Origin of the sequence: Streptomyces sp. D2-8 (assembly GCF_023184515.1) — a bacterium.
Classification (GTDB): Bacteria; Actinomycetota; Actinomycetes; order Streptomycetales; family Streptomycetaceae; genus Streptomyces.
On record NZ_JAAHBP010000001.1, the window covers coordinates 1,118,981 to 1,132,883 of the forward strand.

A 13,903-nucleotide genomic window follows, 5' to 3' on the forward strand; every position below is an offset into this window, starting at 1 on the left:
GACAGCGGCCTGGCCTGGACCTTCCTGCGGCCGGGCGCGTTCGCCGCCAACGCCTTCCAGTGGGCCCCGCAGATCCACACCGCCGACACCGTCCGCGCCCGTCCACGAGGACGACATCGCCGCCGTCGCCGAGCGCGCCCTCCTCGACGACGGCCACGAGGGCGCCGCCCACCGCCTCACCGGCCCCCGAGACCGTCACCCACACCGGGCAGGTCACCGCGATCGGCCACACCCTCGGCCGCGACCTGCGCTTCACCGAGCTGTCCCCGGACGAAGCGGGCCCCGAACTGTTCCCGCACGTCCCGCCCGGCATGCTCACGGCCCTGCTCAAGTCCTTCGCCGCCACGGTCGGCACCACCCCCGAGATCACCGACACCGTCCGGGAGATCACCGGCCGGCCCGCCCCTTTCGCGGCCCGGGCCGAGGACCACACCGCCGACTCCAGGAACCGAGGCCGGCGCCACCGCGGCTCCGACCGGTTTTCCCGTACGGAGGTACCTCCACCCGGGTTGGGTCGTTGGGCTCTTCGGGCGCGCCGCCCCACGCCCCGGAGGTCAGCCCCATGAGCACGCCGCCCCTCGCCTCAGGCCCAGAAGGCCCCCGCGCCCTGCGGCCGTTGCTCGACATCGTCCTCGACGCGCTGGACACCGGGGCCCGGTCGCGGGGCGGGCCGCTGCCGGCGGGCGGCCCGGAGGCCGTCGCGGCCCGGACACGGCACGCGGTGGGAGACGTCCTCCCCGACCGGGGCGACCCGCACGCCGTCCGCACCCTGGTCCACGCCTTCGCCGAGACCGCCGCCGACCCCGCCGACCCCCTGTGCGCCGCCCACCTCCACTGCCCCCCGCTCGCCGTCGCCGCGGCGGCCGACCTCGCCGCCTCCGCCCTCAACCCGTCCCTGGACTCCTGGGACCAGGCGCCCGGGGCCTCGGAACTGGAGAGGCTGGTCGCCGAAGCACTGGCCCGGGAGATCTACGGGACCGGGACACCCGGAACACACGACTCCCTCATCACCACCGGCGGCACCGAATCCAACCAGCTCGCCCTGCTCCTCGCCCGGGAAGCCCTCGGCGGATCCGTCCGGCTCGTGTGCGGGACCAACGCCCACCACTCGCTGCCCCGCGCCGCCTGGCTGCTCGGACTGCCCGAACCCGTCGTCGTACCCGCCCCGGGCGGCACGCTCGACCCCCACGCGCTCGACCAGGCCCTCACCGCCCTGACCGGCCCACTGCTCGTCGCCGCCACCGCCGGCACCACCGACGCCGGATCCATCGACCCGCTGCCCGAGATCGCCGCCCGCTGCGCGGCCCACGGCGCCCGGCTGCACGTGGACGCCGCCTACGGCGGAGGCCTCCTGTTCAGCGACCGGCACCGCACCCGGCTCACCGGGCTCGACACCGCCGACACCGTCACCCTCGACCTGCACAAACTCGGCTGGCAACCGGTCGCCGCCGGCCTCCTCGCCGTCCGGGACACCCGCGACCTCGCCGCCCTGCGCCAGCGCGCCGACTACCTCAACGCCGACGACGACACCGACGCCGGGCTGCCCGACCTGCTCGGCCGGTCCCTGCGCACCACCCGCCGCCCCGACGTCCTCAAACTCGCCGTCACCCTCAAGACCCTGGGGCGCAGCGGACTCGGCACGCTCGTCGACCAGGTCTGCGCCCACGCCCGGCGGTTCGCCGCCCTCGTCGACGAGCATCCCGAATTCGAACTGCACGCCCCGCCCGTCATCAGCACCGTGCTGTTCCGGCCCGAAGGCGCCACCGACACCACCGTGGCCGCCGTACGCCGCGCGCTGCTCACCGACGGCCGAGCCGTCCTCGGCCGGGCCCGCCTCGACGGCCGGCTCTGGCTCAAGGCCACCCTCCTCAACCCCGCCACCGGGCCCGACGACCTCGCCGCCCTGCTGCACCTCGCGGCAGCGAGCCGAGCGACACTCGTGGAAGGACACACCCCCCGATGAACCCCGCACAGACCCCCGGCGCCGCCCCGCACCCCGCCCCCGACGCCCCGCGCGACCTCGTCGGCATCGGCATCGGCCCCGCCAACCTCTCCCTCGCCGCGCTCGCCCACCCGCTCGACGGCCTCGACACCCTCTTCTACGACCAGCGCCCCGCCTTCGGCTGGCACCCCGGGCTGCTCATCGAGGGCGCCACCCTCCAGGTCCCGTTCCTCGCCGACCTGGTCTCCCTCGCCGACCCCACCAGCCCCTGGACCTTCCTCAACTACCTCAGGTCCCGCGAGCGGCTGTTCCCCTTCTACTTCGCCGAGCGCCTCCACATCCAGCGCGCCGAGTACGACGCCTACTGCCGCTGGGTCAGCGAGAACCTCCCCGGCCTGCACTTCGGCCACCAGGTCGACGCCGTCCGCTGGAACCCCGAACGCGACGTCTTCGAGGTCGACTTCACCCAGCTCGACACCGACGGAGAAGCCGAAGCCCTCGGCCGGACCTACACACGGAACGTCGTCCTCGGCATCGGCACCGAGCCCTACGTCCCCGACCCCCTCAGGCCCCTCGTCGACGCCCCCGGCGTGCCCGTCGTGCACGCCGCCGACTACCTCGACCACCGCGCCGACCTCCTCGCCGCCGAACACGTCACGGTCGTCGGCATCGGACAGTCCGGCGCCGAGATCTTCCTCGACCTGCTGCGCAACAGACCGGCCGGACGCGAGAAGCTGCACTGGCTGGGCCGCACGGAGTCCTTCGCCCCCATGGAGTACTCCAAGCTCGGCCTGGAGCACTTCACCCCCGACCACACCCGCTACTTCCACGCCCTGCCCGAGTCCACCCGCGACCGGCTCGTCGAGGGCCAGTGGCAACTGCACAAGGGCATCGACGCCGCCACCATCGCCGCCGTCCACGACGAGCTCTACCGCCGCACCCTGCACGGCGGCTGGCCCGACGCCGTCCTCACCCCCGGCGTGCGGGTCCGCACCGCCGGCCGGGTCGCGACCACCCAAGTGGAACTGCACCTGGAGCACGGCCCGCAGGACAGCCGCTCCCGCCTCACCACCGACGCCGTCGTGCTGGCCACCGGCTACCGCGAGCGCCCCCTCGACCGGATCCTCGCCGGCCTCGACCCCTACATGCGCCGCGACAACCAGGAGCGGCCCCGCATCGACGAGGACTACCGCCTCGTCCTCGACCCGTCCGTCACCGGCACGATGTACGTCCAGAACGCCGAGACCCACACCCATGGCATCGGCGCCCCCGACCTCGGCCTCGCCGCCTGGCGCAGCGCCATCATCCTCAACTCCCTGACGGGCCGGGAGGCCTACGCACTCCCGCGCCGCACCGCCTTCACCACCTTCGGCCTCACCCAGCGCCGGCACGTCCCGCCGCCCCGCGAGGCACCGGCACTGACCCCGCTCGTCGACGACCGAAGGTGACGAAGGGCGCGACTCAGAAGACGGGCGTGCCGTTCCGCGTCAGCTTCCAGTCCACCGCCGCGAACCCGGCCGGGTCGATCGCCCCCTTCGCCTTCACCCAGGCGATCATGGTGTTGCGGATCTCGTCCGAGTTCGACCACAGCAGCTGGGCCGCGGCGACATGCGGGAAGTTGCCTCCGCCGTTGGCCCGGTAGTTGTTCACCGCGAATACGAACGTCGCGTCGTCCGCGAGCGGCTGCCCCTCGAACCGCACGTCCGTCACCCGCGACCCGGCCGGCTTAGCGATGTCGATCTCGTACGTCAGACCGCTCACCACGTCGTAGTTGTAGTCCGGCGTGCCGTTCGCGTTCGTCAGCTTCGCCGGATCCACCGCGGTGTCCGGCGCCGTCTGCACGAAGTAGCCCGCCGAGAACTCCAGGTACGCCTTCATCTGCGCGCCCGTCATCAGACGCGCCTCCAGCGTGTTCTCGAAGACGTACAGACCCGCCACGTCCCGGATCGTCACCTCGCCCGCCGGGATCCGGGCACTGCGCGAGAAGCACGCCGCCTGCGACAGCACCGGCAGCGCGGCGTGCTCCGTGCCCGCCAGCGCCTGCTTCACCGTGTCGGCCTGGATGTGGTTGATCAGATCGATGATCGGCACGTCCTTGTACGGCGCCTCCGCCGACGTCATCTCCGCCGCGTTGGTGCCGATGACCTGGTTGACGTACGCCACGACCTTCTCGTGCTCGTCCGTGAGCAGCTTCGTGATCTTCGGGTCCTCCTCCACCGTGTTGGAGTTGAGGACCTTCGCGCCCACCTTCTCGACCTTCCAGCAGCCCTTCTCCCAGACCAGCGCGAAGTCGAACAGCGTCAGCCGCTGGCCCCACTTCAGCGGCTCCGACAGCACGACCTGCTTGCCGGTCTTCTTGTTGGTGACGAAGTACTCGGGAATCTCCGTGTGCGCGTGCCCGACCAGAATCGCGTCGATACCCGGCACCTGCTCGGCCACCAGAGCGGCCGCGTTCTCGATGTACGGCAGCTGGTCACCGTAGGACGACGTCCCCGACGAACCGCTGTGCGCCGACACGATGACGACGTCCGCGCCCATCGACCGCAGCTTCGGCACCCACTTCGCCGCCTGCTCCTCCAGACCCGGGAACGTCATCTTCCCCTGCACGTTCGCCTTGTCCCAGATCGCGATGCCCGGGTTGGTCAGCCCCAGCACCGCCACCTTCACGTCCCGCCCGAACGGCGTACGCAGCCGGTGCATGCTGTACGGCGCGAACGCCGGCCGCAGCGTCTTCGCGTCCAGCGCGTTCGCGCCCAGCAGCGGGAAACGGCACTGCTGCTCGAACTTCCGCAGCACCGGAATGCCGTAGTTGAACTCGTGGTTGCCGAGCGCCGCCGCGTCGTAGTCCATGGCGTTCATGGCCTGCGCCATCGGGTGCACCGGGCCGCCCTCGGCGGTGATCGGGTCGACCTTGGCGTAGTAGTACGACAGCTGCGTGCCCTGGATGGTGTCGCCCGCGTCGATGAGCAGCGTGTTGCGGCGGCCCTTCTCCTCGCGGATCCGGTTCACCAGGGTGGAGACCTTCGCCAGACCGATGTCGTTGTGGTCCTTGTCGTCGAACTCCTTGTCCGTGAAGTAGTCCCAGTTGAAGACGTTGCCGTGCAGGTCGGTCGTCCCCAGCACGGTGAACGCGTACCGCCTGGCCCCCCGCTTCGCCTCGGCCGCCTGCGCACCCGGCGCTGAGACCGCACCGGCCAGCGCCACCCCCGCCCCGGTCACGGCGGACTTCTCCAGGAACTTCCGGCGGTTCAACGGCATGTCTGGCTCCTCGCGGAATCTGTGAACGACGCGCGTAGATAACGCGCGTAGATTCTGACCCGTCCATGACCTGCCGCAACAGACCCGGCAGGTTGCGATCTGATGACTCGACCCCCCGGATCCCGGCCCGCCAACCAGCCCAGACATGACAGAGTGGGGCGTATGACCGCGGCCACCCCAGACGCCTCCCAGCCCGCCGTCCCCTACGGCACGCCCGAGGCCCCCCGCATCGCCGTCCGCGGCGAGGCCCGCCTCGAGGTCGACCCCGAGATCGCCCGCATCGGCATCACCGTCGCCGCCCGCGGCCGCGACCGCCGCTCCGCCCTCGACGACCTCACCCGCCGCAACGCCGGCGTCCTCGACCTCGTCAAGTCCTACGGCGACGCCGTCGAACGCCTGGAGACCGGCGCCTTCTCCATCACGCCCGAACTCACCAAACACGGCCGCGGCGAACGCGTCCGCACCTACCACGGCAGTGTCCGCGTCACCGCCGAACTCACCGACTTCACCGCCCTCGGCGAACTCACCACCCGCCTCGCCGACCTCGACCTCACCCGCGTCGACGGCCCCTGGTGGGCTCTGCGCCCCGACTCGCCCGCCCACCGCGAAGCCCGCAAGAAGGCCGTACGAGAAGCCGTCCAGCGCGCCCGCGAGTACGCCGACGCCCTCGGCACCAGCCTCTCCGCCCTCGTCGAACTCGCCGACATCGGCGCCGAGAGCACCCCGCCGGACTACCCCCAGACCCCCGGCCGCATGCGCTCCGCCGCCTTCGCCGGCGCCGCCGAGGACACCCCGGCCCCCCTCGACCTCGAACCCCAGCGCCAGCGCGTCCACGCCCAGATCAACGCCCGCTTCACGATGGTGCCGCCGCAGCTCTAGGCACTCCCGCGCGCCTATTCCGAAAATCCGACCGAATTCCTCAGGCGCTCATCGGAGCAACCCGCCGCACAATTCAACACTTGTCAATAGCGCCTAAACGCAAAGTCTGTTGAGTAGTCACGCCCGACCAATTGCCTACCAGTCGGTAACTCTTAGGCTCGACCCATGCGCCGAGCCAAAATCGTCTGCACCCTAGGGCCCGCCACCGACTCGTACGACCAGATCAAAGACCTGGTCGACGCCGGAATGGACGTAGCCCGCTTCAACCTCAGCCACGGCGGCCACGCCGAACACGAGGAGCGCTACCACCGGGTCCGCAAGGCCGCCGACGAGACCGGCCGCAGCGTCGGCCTCCTCGCCGACCTTCAAGGCCCGAAAATCAGGCTCGGCCGCTTCACCGAAGGCCCCGTACTCCTTGAACGCGGCGACACCTTCACCATCACCGTCGAAGAAGGCATCGAAGGCGACCGCACCACCTGCGGCACCACCTACGCCGGCCTCGCCGCCGACGTCACCACCGGCGAACGCATCCTCGTCGACGACGGCAAGGTCTGCCTCGAAGTCACCCAGATCGACGGCCCCCGCGTCCACACCACCGTCATCGAAGGCGGTGTCATCTCCGACCACAAAGGCCTCAACCTCCCCGGCGTCGCCGTCTCCGTCCCCGCCCTCTCCAAAAAGGACGAGGACGACCTCCGCTGGGCCCTGCGTACCGGCTTCGACGTCATCGCCCTCTCCTTCGTCCGCTCCGGCCGCGACATCCAGGACGTCCACCGCATCATGGACGAGGAAGACCGCCGCCTCCCCGTCATCGCCAAGGTCGAAAAACCCCAGGCCGTCGAGAACATCGACGACATCGTCGCCGCCTTCGACGGCATCATGGTGGCCCGCGGAGACCTCGGCGTCGAAATGCCACTGGAACAAGTCCCGATCGTCCAGAAGCGCGCCATCAAACTCGCCAAGCGCAACGCCAAGCCGGTGATCGTCGCCACCCAGATGCTCGACTCGATGATCGACAACGCCCGCCCGACCCGAGCCGAAGCCTCCGACGTCGCCAACGCCGTCATCGACGGCACCGACGCGGTAATGCTGTCCGGAGAGACAAGCGTCGGCAAACACGCGATCGAGACGGTACGCACGATGGCCCGCATCGTCGAAGCAGCGGAAGAGGACATCCTCGCCAAGGGCCTGCCGCCCCTGACGGAACGCAACAAGCCCCGCACCCAGGGCGGAGCGGTGGCCCGGGCGGCGGCGGAAATGGGCGACTTCCTCGGCGCTCGCTTCCTGGTCGCCTTCACCCAGTCCGGCGACACCGCCCGCCGCCTCTCCCGCTACCGCTCCCCGATCCCCCTCCTCGCCTTCACCCCCGACCAGGCCACCCGCTCCCAGCTCAGCCTGACCTGGGGCGTGGAGACGTTCCTCGGCCCGTGCCTGGACTCCACGGACGCGATGGTCGACCAGGTCGACGAGTTGCTGCTCCGCTACGGCCGCTGCCGGAAGGGTGACACGGTCGTCATCACGGCCGGCTCCCCGCCCGGAGTCTCCGGCTCGACGAACATGGTCCGGGTCCACCGCATCGGGGAGGACGACAGCCCGCAGTAGGGGGTCAGTACTTGGGGCCGACGTGGGCGTCCATGAGGGCTACGGAGGCTTTGCGGGCGACGGAGATGTTGCGTGCGTTTGCCTTCTTCCAATCGACGCCCACCTGGTCGAGCGTGGTGGTGAAGAGGCGGATGATGTCGGGAGAGAGGTTGGTGAGGAAGTACCGGGGGTATTCGTAGCGCTTCTGCTCACCGGCAACGGTGCGGGTCGTCCAGTTGGTGATCCGACAGCCGTCGGAGTGGATCAGCCCCCGGATGAACTCCCAAGGATGGGCGTCGACGATGACTTGTTGCCAGGGTTCGAGGGCGATGCGGCGTTCGTGCTTTTTGCCGGGTCCATGCTGGGGGAACAGGTGCGGCCAGTGCCTGCTGTAGCTGACCACTGAGACGTATCCCTGCGCCTGAGTGCGAGAGGCGCACCCGGTCGGGTTGATGGCGCGCATGGCAATCTCGCATGCTTCGATCAGACCCGGCCACGAGTTTGCGCACGCGATTCTCAGGTAATAGCCGGTGCCGCGAGGGTGGTCGCTGATGCAGCCATCGCCGAGATAGAGGCCCAGTAGGTAGGCGTACTTGCACTCGTCGGCGGGCGGTCCGGGGTCCGGAGGCGCCATAGGGGGCAGCGGTTCAAGGCGGTCCTGCCAGGAGCGGATCGCGGCCCGCGAGATGCCCGTTTCCCGGCTCACCGAATTCAGGCTGCGGCCCTCGGCGACCAGTGCGAGCGCTCGCTTGCGCGTGCTGACGTCGTACATGGGGCCACTGTGGAACTGTGATCGGCACGCAGCAAAAAGCGGATGCTCACGAGAACGTGGACATCCGCTTCGAAGTGGTGACCTTGGAAACCGAGGAAAAGTGCCCCGGGTCGGACTCGAACCGACACTGTATGGGTTTTGAATCCATTGCCTGCTGCCAATTGGGCTACCGGGGCCCGGTGAATCCAAGGTTGACCTCGACCCACTGCCTGACCACCATACCGCAGCTAGGTACGCTCTTGGGAGCAGTACCGGCCTGCCCCTACCAAGGAGCCCACGTGAGTGCCCCCGAGTCGCCCCAGCCTGTTGACGTGCCTGATGACGACAAGTCGCACGTGCCTCCGATGACGACGAGGGTCGTCATCGCCGAGGACGAGGCGCTGATCCGGCTCGATCTCAAAGAGATGCTGGAGGAGGAGGGGTACACCGTCGTCGGTGAGGCCGGGGACGGTGAGCAGGCCGTGGAGCTGGCCCGTGAGCACAGGCCCGATCTGGTGATTCTCGACGTGAAGATGCCGAAGATGGACGGTATCTCCGCGGCGGAGAAGATCGCGGAGGAGAGCATCGCGCCGGTGCTGATGCTGACCGCGTTCTCGCAGCGCGACCTGGTGGAGCGGGCCCGGGACGCGGGTGCCATGGCCTATCTGGTGAAGCCGTTCAGCAAGACGGATGTCGTGCCGGCGATCGAGATGGCCGTCTCGCGGTTCACGGAGTTGAAGGAGTTGGAGAAGGAGGTCGCCGACCTCACGCTCCGGCTGGAGACGCGCAAGCTGGTGGACCGGGCGAAGTCGATTCTGCAGACCGAGTACGGGCTGTCGGAGCCGGCCGCTTTCCGGTGGATCCAGAAGACGTCGATGGACCGCCGCATGTCGATGCAGCAGGTCGCGGAGGCGGTCATTCAGGACGCCGAGGAGAAGAAGGCCAACAAGGGCTGAGGTCAGTGCGAAGAGGCCTGCCTGCCTTCCGAACGGAAGGCAGGCAGGCCTCTTCGTATTCGGGCGTGACCTCAGTCCTCGCCCAGGTACGCCTTGCGCACCGACTCGTCGTGCAGCAGGTCCTGCCCGGTCCCGGAGAGGGCGATGCTGCCGACCTCCATGACGTGGCCGTGGTCGGCGAGGGAGAGCGCGGCCTGGGCGTTCTGTTCGACGAGGAGGATCGTCGTGCCTTGGGACTTCAGTTCCGAGATGGTCGCCATGATCTTCTGCATCATGATCGGGGAGAGTCCCATGGAGGGCTCGTCGAGCATGAGCAGCTTGGGCTGGGACATCAGGGCCCGGCCCATGGCGAGCATCTGTTGTTCGCCGCCCGACAGCGTGCCCGCCGCCTGCTTGCGGCGTTCGCCCAGGATGGGGAAGAGGTCGTAGGCGCGCTGGATGTCCTTCTCGATGCCGTCCTTGTCCTTGCGGAGGAATGCTCCGAGTTGGAGGTTCTCGGCGATGGTGAGGCGGGGGAAGATGTGCCGGCCTTCGGGGGAGTGGGCGAGGCCGAGGGCGACGATCTTGTGGGCGGGGACCCCGCTGAGCGGCTTGCCGTCGAAGACGATCTTCCCGGAGGTGGGCTTGAGCAGACCCGACAGTGTGCGCAGGGTGGTTGTCTTGCCCGCGCCGTTGGTGCCGATCAGGGTGACGACCTGGCCGGCTTCGACGCTGAAGGAGATGCCTTTGACGGCTTCGATCTTGCCGTAGGAGACCCGGAGGTCCTCGACCTCGAGGAGTGCGGTCACTTGGCTTCTCCCTTGGTGCTGCTGGTGGTGCTGGTCGCGTCGGCGGCGGCTTCGGCGGCCTCGACCTCGGCGGCTTCGGCTTCTCCGGGGGCGCCTTCGAAGGGTTCGCCGAGGTAGGCGGCGACGACGCGTTCGTCGGCCTGGACGACGTCGGGGGTGCCTTCGACGAGCTTCTCGCCCTGGACGAGGACGGCGACGCGGTCGGAGAGGTTGAAGACGAAGCGCATGTCGTGCTCGATGAGGAGGACGGCGATGCCCTTGTCGCGGATGGCGAAGACGAGTTCCTCGGCGGCCCTGGTCTCCTGGGGGTTCATGCCGGCGGTGGGCTCGTCGAGGAGCAGGAGGCCGGGCTCGGAGGCCATGGCGCGGGCGATTTCGAGCTTGCGCTGTTCGCCGTAGGGGAGGTTGCGGGCGAGGTGGTCGCGCTTGTGGGCGAGGCCGATGAACTCGAGGAGTTCCATGGCGCGTTCCTCGCTGGCGCGTTCGGCCTTCTTGAAGCCGGGGCCGCGCAGGAGGGCGGACCAGAGGCCTTCCTTGGTGCGGGTGTGGCGGCCGACGAGGACGTTTTCCAGGACCGTCATGTTGGCGAACAGGCGGATGTTCTGGAAGGTGCGGGCGATGCCGGCCTGGGTGACCAGGTGGGGCTTCGGGGGGAGGACGGTGCCCTTGTAGGAGACGGTGCCCTCGGTGGGAACGTACAGGCCGGTCAGGCAGTTGAAGAAGGTGGTCTTTCCGGCGCCGTTGGGGCCGATGAGGCCGACGATCTCGCCGGCGTTGACCGTGAAGTCGACGGAGCGTACGGCGGTGAGGCCGCCGAAGCGCATCGTGACGTCGCGTGCTTCGAGTACAGGTGTGGGCTGTGTGGTCATGGTGGTTACGCCCCCGCCTTGGTGACGGCCGGTTCGTCGGTCAGCGTGGTCTGTTTGGGTACGTCGAGTTGGCCGGTCTCGTGGAATTCGAGCTGGCGCCGGCGGTTGGCGATGATGCCTTCGGGGCGGAAGCGCATCAGGAGGACGAGCGCGATGCCGAAGGCGAGGAGCGACTTCTCCTGGAGGAAGACGAGCTTCTCGGGGAGGAGGTAGAGCAGGGCGGCGCCGAGGAGTGGTCCGGCGACGGTGCCCATGCCGCCGAGGACGACCGCGGCCAGGAGGAACGCGGAGTTGGGCGGGGTGGAGCCGGCGAACTGGTAGGGCGTGGGGACGACGCTGTAGGTGACGTGGGCGCTGACGGTGCCGGCGAGGCCGGCGAGGGCGGCGCCGAGGGCGAAGGCGACGAGTTTGACGCGGAAGCCGTTGATGCCCATGGCGGTTGCGGCGGTCTCGTCCTCGCGGACGGCGATCCAGGAGCGGCCGATGCGGGAGTCCGCGGCGCGCGTGTAGACCAGGACCACGATGGCCATGATGAGGACCATCAGGAGGTAGTAGTTGGCGAATCGGCCGAGGGTGAATCCGCCGATGTCGTGGGCTTCTCCGAGGTTGAATCCGAAGAGCTTCAGGTCGGGGATGGCGGGGATGCCGTTGGGGCCGTTGGTGACGTCGGGTCCGGACTGGCCGTCCATGTTGTTGACGGCGATGCGGAAGATCTCTCCGAAGCCGAGGGTGACGATGGCGAGGTAGTCGCCGCGCAGTCGCAGGGTCGGTGCGCCGATGAGGACGCCGAAGACGAGGGAGGCGGCGGCTCCGGTGAGGGCGGAGGCCCAGAAGGGCAGGTGGATGCCGGAGATGGTGGAGAACTCGGAGCCGGAGACGAGGGCGGCGGTGTAGGCGCCGACGCCGAGGAAGGCGACGTATCCGAGGTCGAGGAGTCCGGCGAGGCCGACGACGATGTTGAGGCCGAGGGCGACGGTTCCGAAGATCAGGATGTTGACGCCGATGTTGGCGTAGTGGTCGTCGGTCTGGGTGAAGGGGAAGGCGATGGCCGCGGCGAAGCCCATGGCGAGGGTGAAGCTGCGGTTGCCGGCGACGAGTGCGGAGAAGCGGTCGAGGAGACCCGCGGTGTGCAGGGCCCAGATCGCGAAGGTGACGACGAAGAGGTAGCCGACGAAGAGTTCGCCGTACTCGGTGTCGATGCCGTAGGTGAAGACGCCGAGGCCGATGATGGTGACCACGGTGATCACCGCCCGCTGGACCCAGGGCGCGGTGGCCTGGGCGGCGGGGATGCGGTCGGGTTTGGCGATGTAGGCCTTGAGGGCTTCCTTGGTGCCGTCGGTGCCGGTGCGCTCTTGGGGGAGGGCGAAGGCGCCGATGACGGGCAGGAGGGAGGCGATGGCCGCGATCCAGCCGCCGGGTTCGAGGTTGACGACGCCGCCGAGTTCGGCACTGATGGCGATGACGGTGAACCAGGTGACGGTGAAGCCGCCGAGGGCGGTGAGGGCGAGCGGCGCGTTGTTGCGGGCGGGCAGGAGCCAGCGCAGGCCGCGGATGCCGTATGCGGCGAGGGCGAACAGCGTGGTGAGGATGCCGGCGGTGAAGGTGAGCCACTGCAGGCCGCCGGGGTAGCCGTTGATGGTGAGGTCGCCGGGGAATTCGGCGGTCCAGGTCCAGGCGAGGAACGCGGAGGCGGTGGTGGCGATGCCTCCGGCGAGCAGCAGGGCGCGGGCGGCGGCCTCGGGCAGCGGTATGAGTCCGCGCGGTGCGGGCGGCGGGGTGGGGGCGGCGTCCGGCACGGGCGTCTTGGTCGTCTCGGTCATGTCGTCACGCCCTGTCCGCGACGCGCTCGCCGAGCAGGCCCTGTGGCCTGAAGAGGAGCACGAGGATGAGGAGGCAGAAGGCCCAGACGTTGGCCCAGCTCTGGCCGCCGAGTTGCTGCATGCCGGGGATCTCGTCGATGTAGGCGGAGGCGAGGGTTTCGGCGATGCCGAGGACGAGGCCGCCGAGCATGGCGCCGTAGATGTTGCCGATGCCGCCGAGGACGGCGGCGGTGAAGGCCTTGAGGCCCATCAGGAAGCCCATGCGGTAGTCGACGTTGCCGTATTTGAGTCCGTAGGCGACGGCGGCGACGGCGGCGAAGAAGCCGCCGATGGCGAAGGCGATGACGATGATGCGGTTGGTGTCGATGCCCATGAGCTGCGCGGTGTCGGGGTCCTGCGCGGTGGCCTGCATGGCGCGGCCGGTGCGGCTGCGGCGCACGAAGAAGGCGAGGGCGGCCATGCAGAGGATGGCGGCGAGGATGAGGAAGATGTCGGCGTCCTTGATGGTGACGGAGCCGATGCTGTGGGTGGTGTCGAGGCCGGGGAAGGCGCGGGCGCGGTCGGCGCCGGGGTAGAAGTTGCGTACGACTTCCTGGAGGGCCAGGGAGAGGCCGATGGCGGTGATGAGCGGTGCCAGGCGTGGTGCTCCGCGCAGTGGTCGGTAGGCGAACCGTTCCGCTCCGACGGCTATGAGGATGGCCACGATGGCTCCGCCGAGGAGCATGAGGGGTACGGCGAGGGCCATCGAGGTGCCGTCGGGAAGGATGTAGAAGTAGACCGTGAGGGCGCCGAACGCCCCGGTCATGAAGATCTCGCCGTGCGCGAAGTTGATGAGCTGGACGATGCCGTACACCATCGTGTAGCCGATGGCGATCAGCCCGTACATCGAGCCGAGAAGCAGCCCGTTGGCCAGCTGCTGCGGCAGGGTGTTCACCGCATGGCCTCCATAGTCGCTGGTGGTCGTGTGCACTGGATGCGTGCGTGGTCGCGTGCTGTGTGGGGGTGTGGAAACGGGCCGCGCGGTCGGGATCCCCTTCCGCGCGGCCCGTGGTGTGGCGT

At 69.3% G+C, this 13,903-nt stretch carries 12 protein-coding genes and 1 tRNA gene; 6 read left to right on the plus strand and 7 right to left on the minus strand.

Going from position 1 to position 13,903, the window contains the following annotated elements:
* The first annotated feature begins 59 nt into the window (after nucleotides 1-59).
* Genes G3I77_RS05015 through G3I77_RS05025 form a run of 3 tightly spaced genes read left to right on the plus strand, consistent with a single transcriptional unit; the run spans nucleotide 60 to nucleotide 3,390 of the window.
* Nucleotides 60-566 (plus strand): hypothetical protein, encoded by a 507-nt coding sequence (locus G3I77_RS05015; protein WP_248501472.1) that lies wholly within the window; start codon nucleotides 60-62, stop codon nucleotides 564-566.
* Nucleotides 563-1,963: an aminotransferase class V-fold PLP-dependent enzyme gene (locus G3I77_RS05020; protein ID WP_248501465.1), complete on the plus strand. Its 1,401-nt coding sequence runs from the start codon at nucleotides 563-565 to the stop codon at nucleotides 1,961-1,963. The genes G3I77_RS05015 and G3I77_RS05020 overlap by 4 nt, the downstream gene beginning before the upstream one ends.
* Entirely contained in the window at nucleotides 1,960-3,390 is a 1,431-nt protein-coding gene (locus tag G3I77_RS05025) for a lysine N(6)-hydroxylase/L-ornithine N(5)-oxygenase family protein (protein ID WP_248501466.1), read from the plus strand. The genes G3I77_RS05020 and G3I77_RS05025 overlap by 4 nt, the downstream gene beginning before the upstream one ends.
* Before the next feature lie 13 nt (nucleotides 3,391-3,403).
* Here the strand turns inward: G3I77_RS05025 and G3I77_RS05030 are convergent, their stop codons facing one another.
* A complete protein-coding gene (locus tag G3I77_RS05030) occupies nucleotides 3,404-5,200 on the minus strand; it encodes a bifunctional UDP-sugar hydrolase/5'-nucleotidase (RefSeq protein ID WP_248501320.1) in 1,797 nt (598 codons plus the stop codon).
* 162 nt (nucleotides 5,201-5,362) lie between these two features.
* Here G3I77_RS05030 and G3I77_RS05035 point away from each other — a divergent pair, with 162 nt between their 5' ends.
* Both G3I77_RS05035 and pyk read left to right on the plus strand, forming a co-directional pair.
* Complete coding sequence (locus G3I77_RS05035) at nucleotides 5,363-6,079, plus strand: SIMPL domain-containing protein (protein ID WP_248501321.1); 717 nt, start codon at nucleotides 5,363-5,365, stop codon at nucleotides 6,077-6,079.
* A gap of 165 nt (nucleotides 6,080-6,244) precedes the next feature.
* Nucleotides 6,245-7,681 (plus strand): pyruvate kinase, encoded by a 1,437-nt coding sequence (gene pyk / locus G3I77_RS05040; protein ID WP_248501322.1) that lies wholly within the window; start codon nucleotides 6,245-6,247, stop codon nucleotides 7,679-7,681.
* A gap of 4 nt (nucleotides 7,682-7,685) precedes the next feature.
* Here the strand turns inward: pyk and G3I77_RS05045 are convergent, their stop codons facing one another.
* Complete coding sequence (locus tag G3I77_RS05045; protein WP_248501323.1) at nucleotides 7,686-8,432, minus strand: helix-turn-helix domain-containing protein; 747 nt, start codon at nucleotides 8,430-8,432, stop codon at nucleotides 7,686-7,688.
* 101 nt (nucleotides 8,433-8,533) lie between these two features.
* A tRNA-Leu gene (locus G3I77_RS05050) sits at nucleotides 8,534-8,608 on the minus strand.
* A 102-nt stretch (nucleotides 8,609-8,710) separates the two neighbouring features.
* Between G3I77_RS05050 and G3I77_RS05055 the strand changes: the two genes are divergently transcribed.
* Complete coding sequence (locus tag G3I77_RS05055; protein WP_248501324.1) at nucleotides 8,711-9,367, plus strand: ANTAR domain-containing response regulator; 657 nt, start codon at nucleotides 8,711-8,713, stop codon at nucleotides 9,365-9,367.
* 71 nt (nucleotides 9,368-9,438) lie between these two features.
* Here the strand turns inward: G3I77_RS05055 and G3I77_RS05060 are convergent, their stop codons facing one another.
* From G3I77_RS05060 to G3I77_RS05075, 4 genes are read right to left on the minus strand one after another with little or no spacing between them, the layout of a single operon-like run.
* Nucleotides 9,439-10,155 (minus strand): ABC transporter ATP-binding protein, encoded by a 717-nt coding sequence (locus G3I77_RS05060; RefSeq protein WP_248501325.1) that lies wholly within the window; start codon nucleotides 10,153-10,155, stop codon nucleotides 9,439-9,441.
* Nucleotides 10,152-11,024: an ABC transporter ATP-binding protein gene (locus G3I77_RS05065; RefSeq protein WP_248501326.1), complete on the minus strand. Its 873-nt coding sequence runs from the start codon at nucleotides 11,022-11,024 to the stop codon at nucleotides 10,152-10,154. Before G3I77_RS05065 ends, G3I77_RS05060 begins: the two co-directional genes overlap by 4 nt.
* A gap of 5 nt (nucleotides 11,025-11,029) precedes the next feature.
* Nucleotides 11,030-12,844, minus strand: a complete 1,815-nt coding sequence (locus G3I77_RS05070; RefSeq protein WP_248501327.1) for a branched-chain amino acid ABC transporter permease — start codon at nucleotides 12,842-12,844, stop codon at nucleotides 11,030-11,032.
* A 4-nt stretch (nucleotides 12,845-12,848) separates the two neighbouring features.
* A complete protein-coding gene (locus tag G3I77_RS05075) occupies nucleotides 12,849-13,778 on the minus strand; it encodes a branched-chain amino acid ABC transporter permease (protein ID WP_248501328.1) in 930 nt (309 codons plus the stop codon).
* Nucleotides 13,779-13,903: the final 125 nt, after the last annotated feature.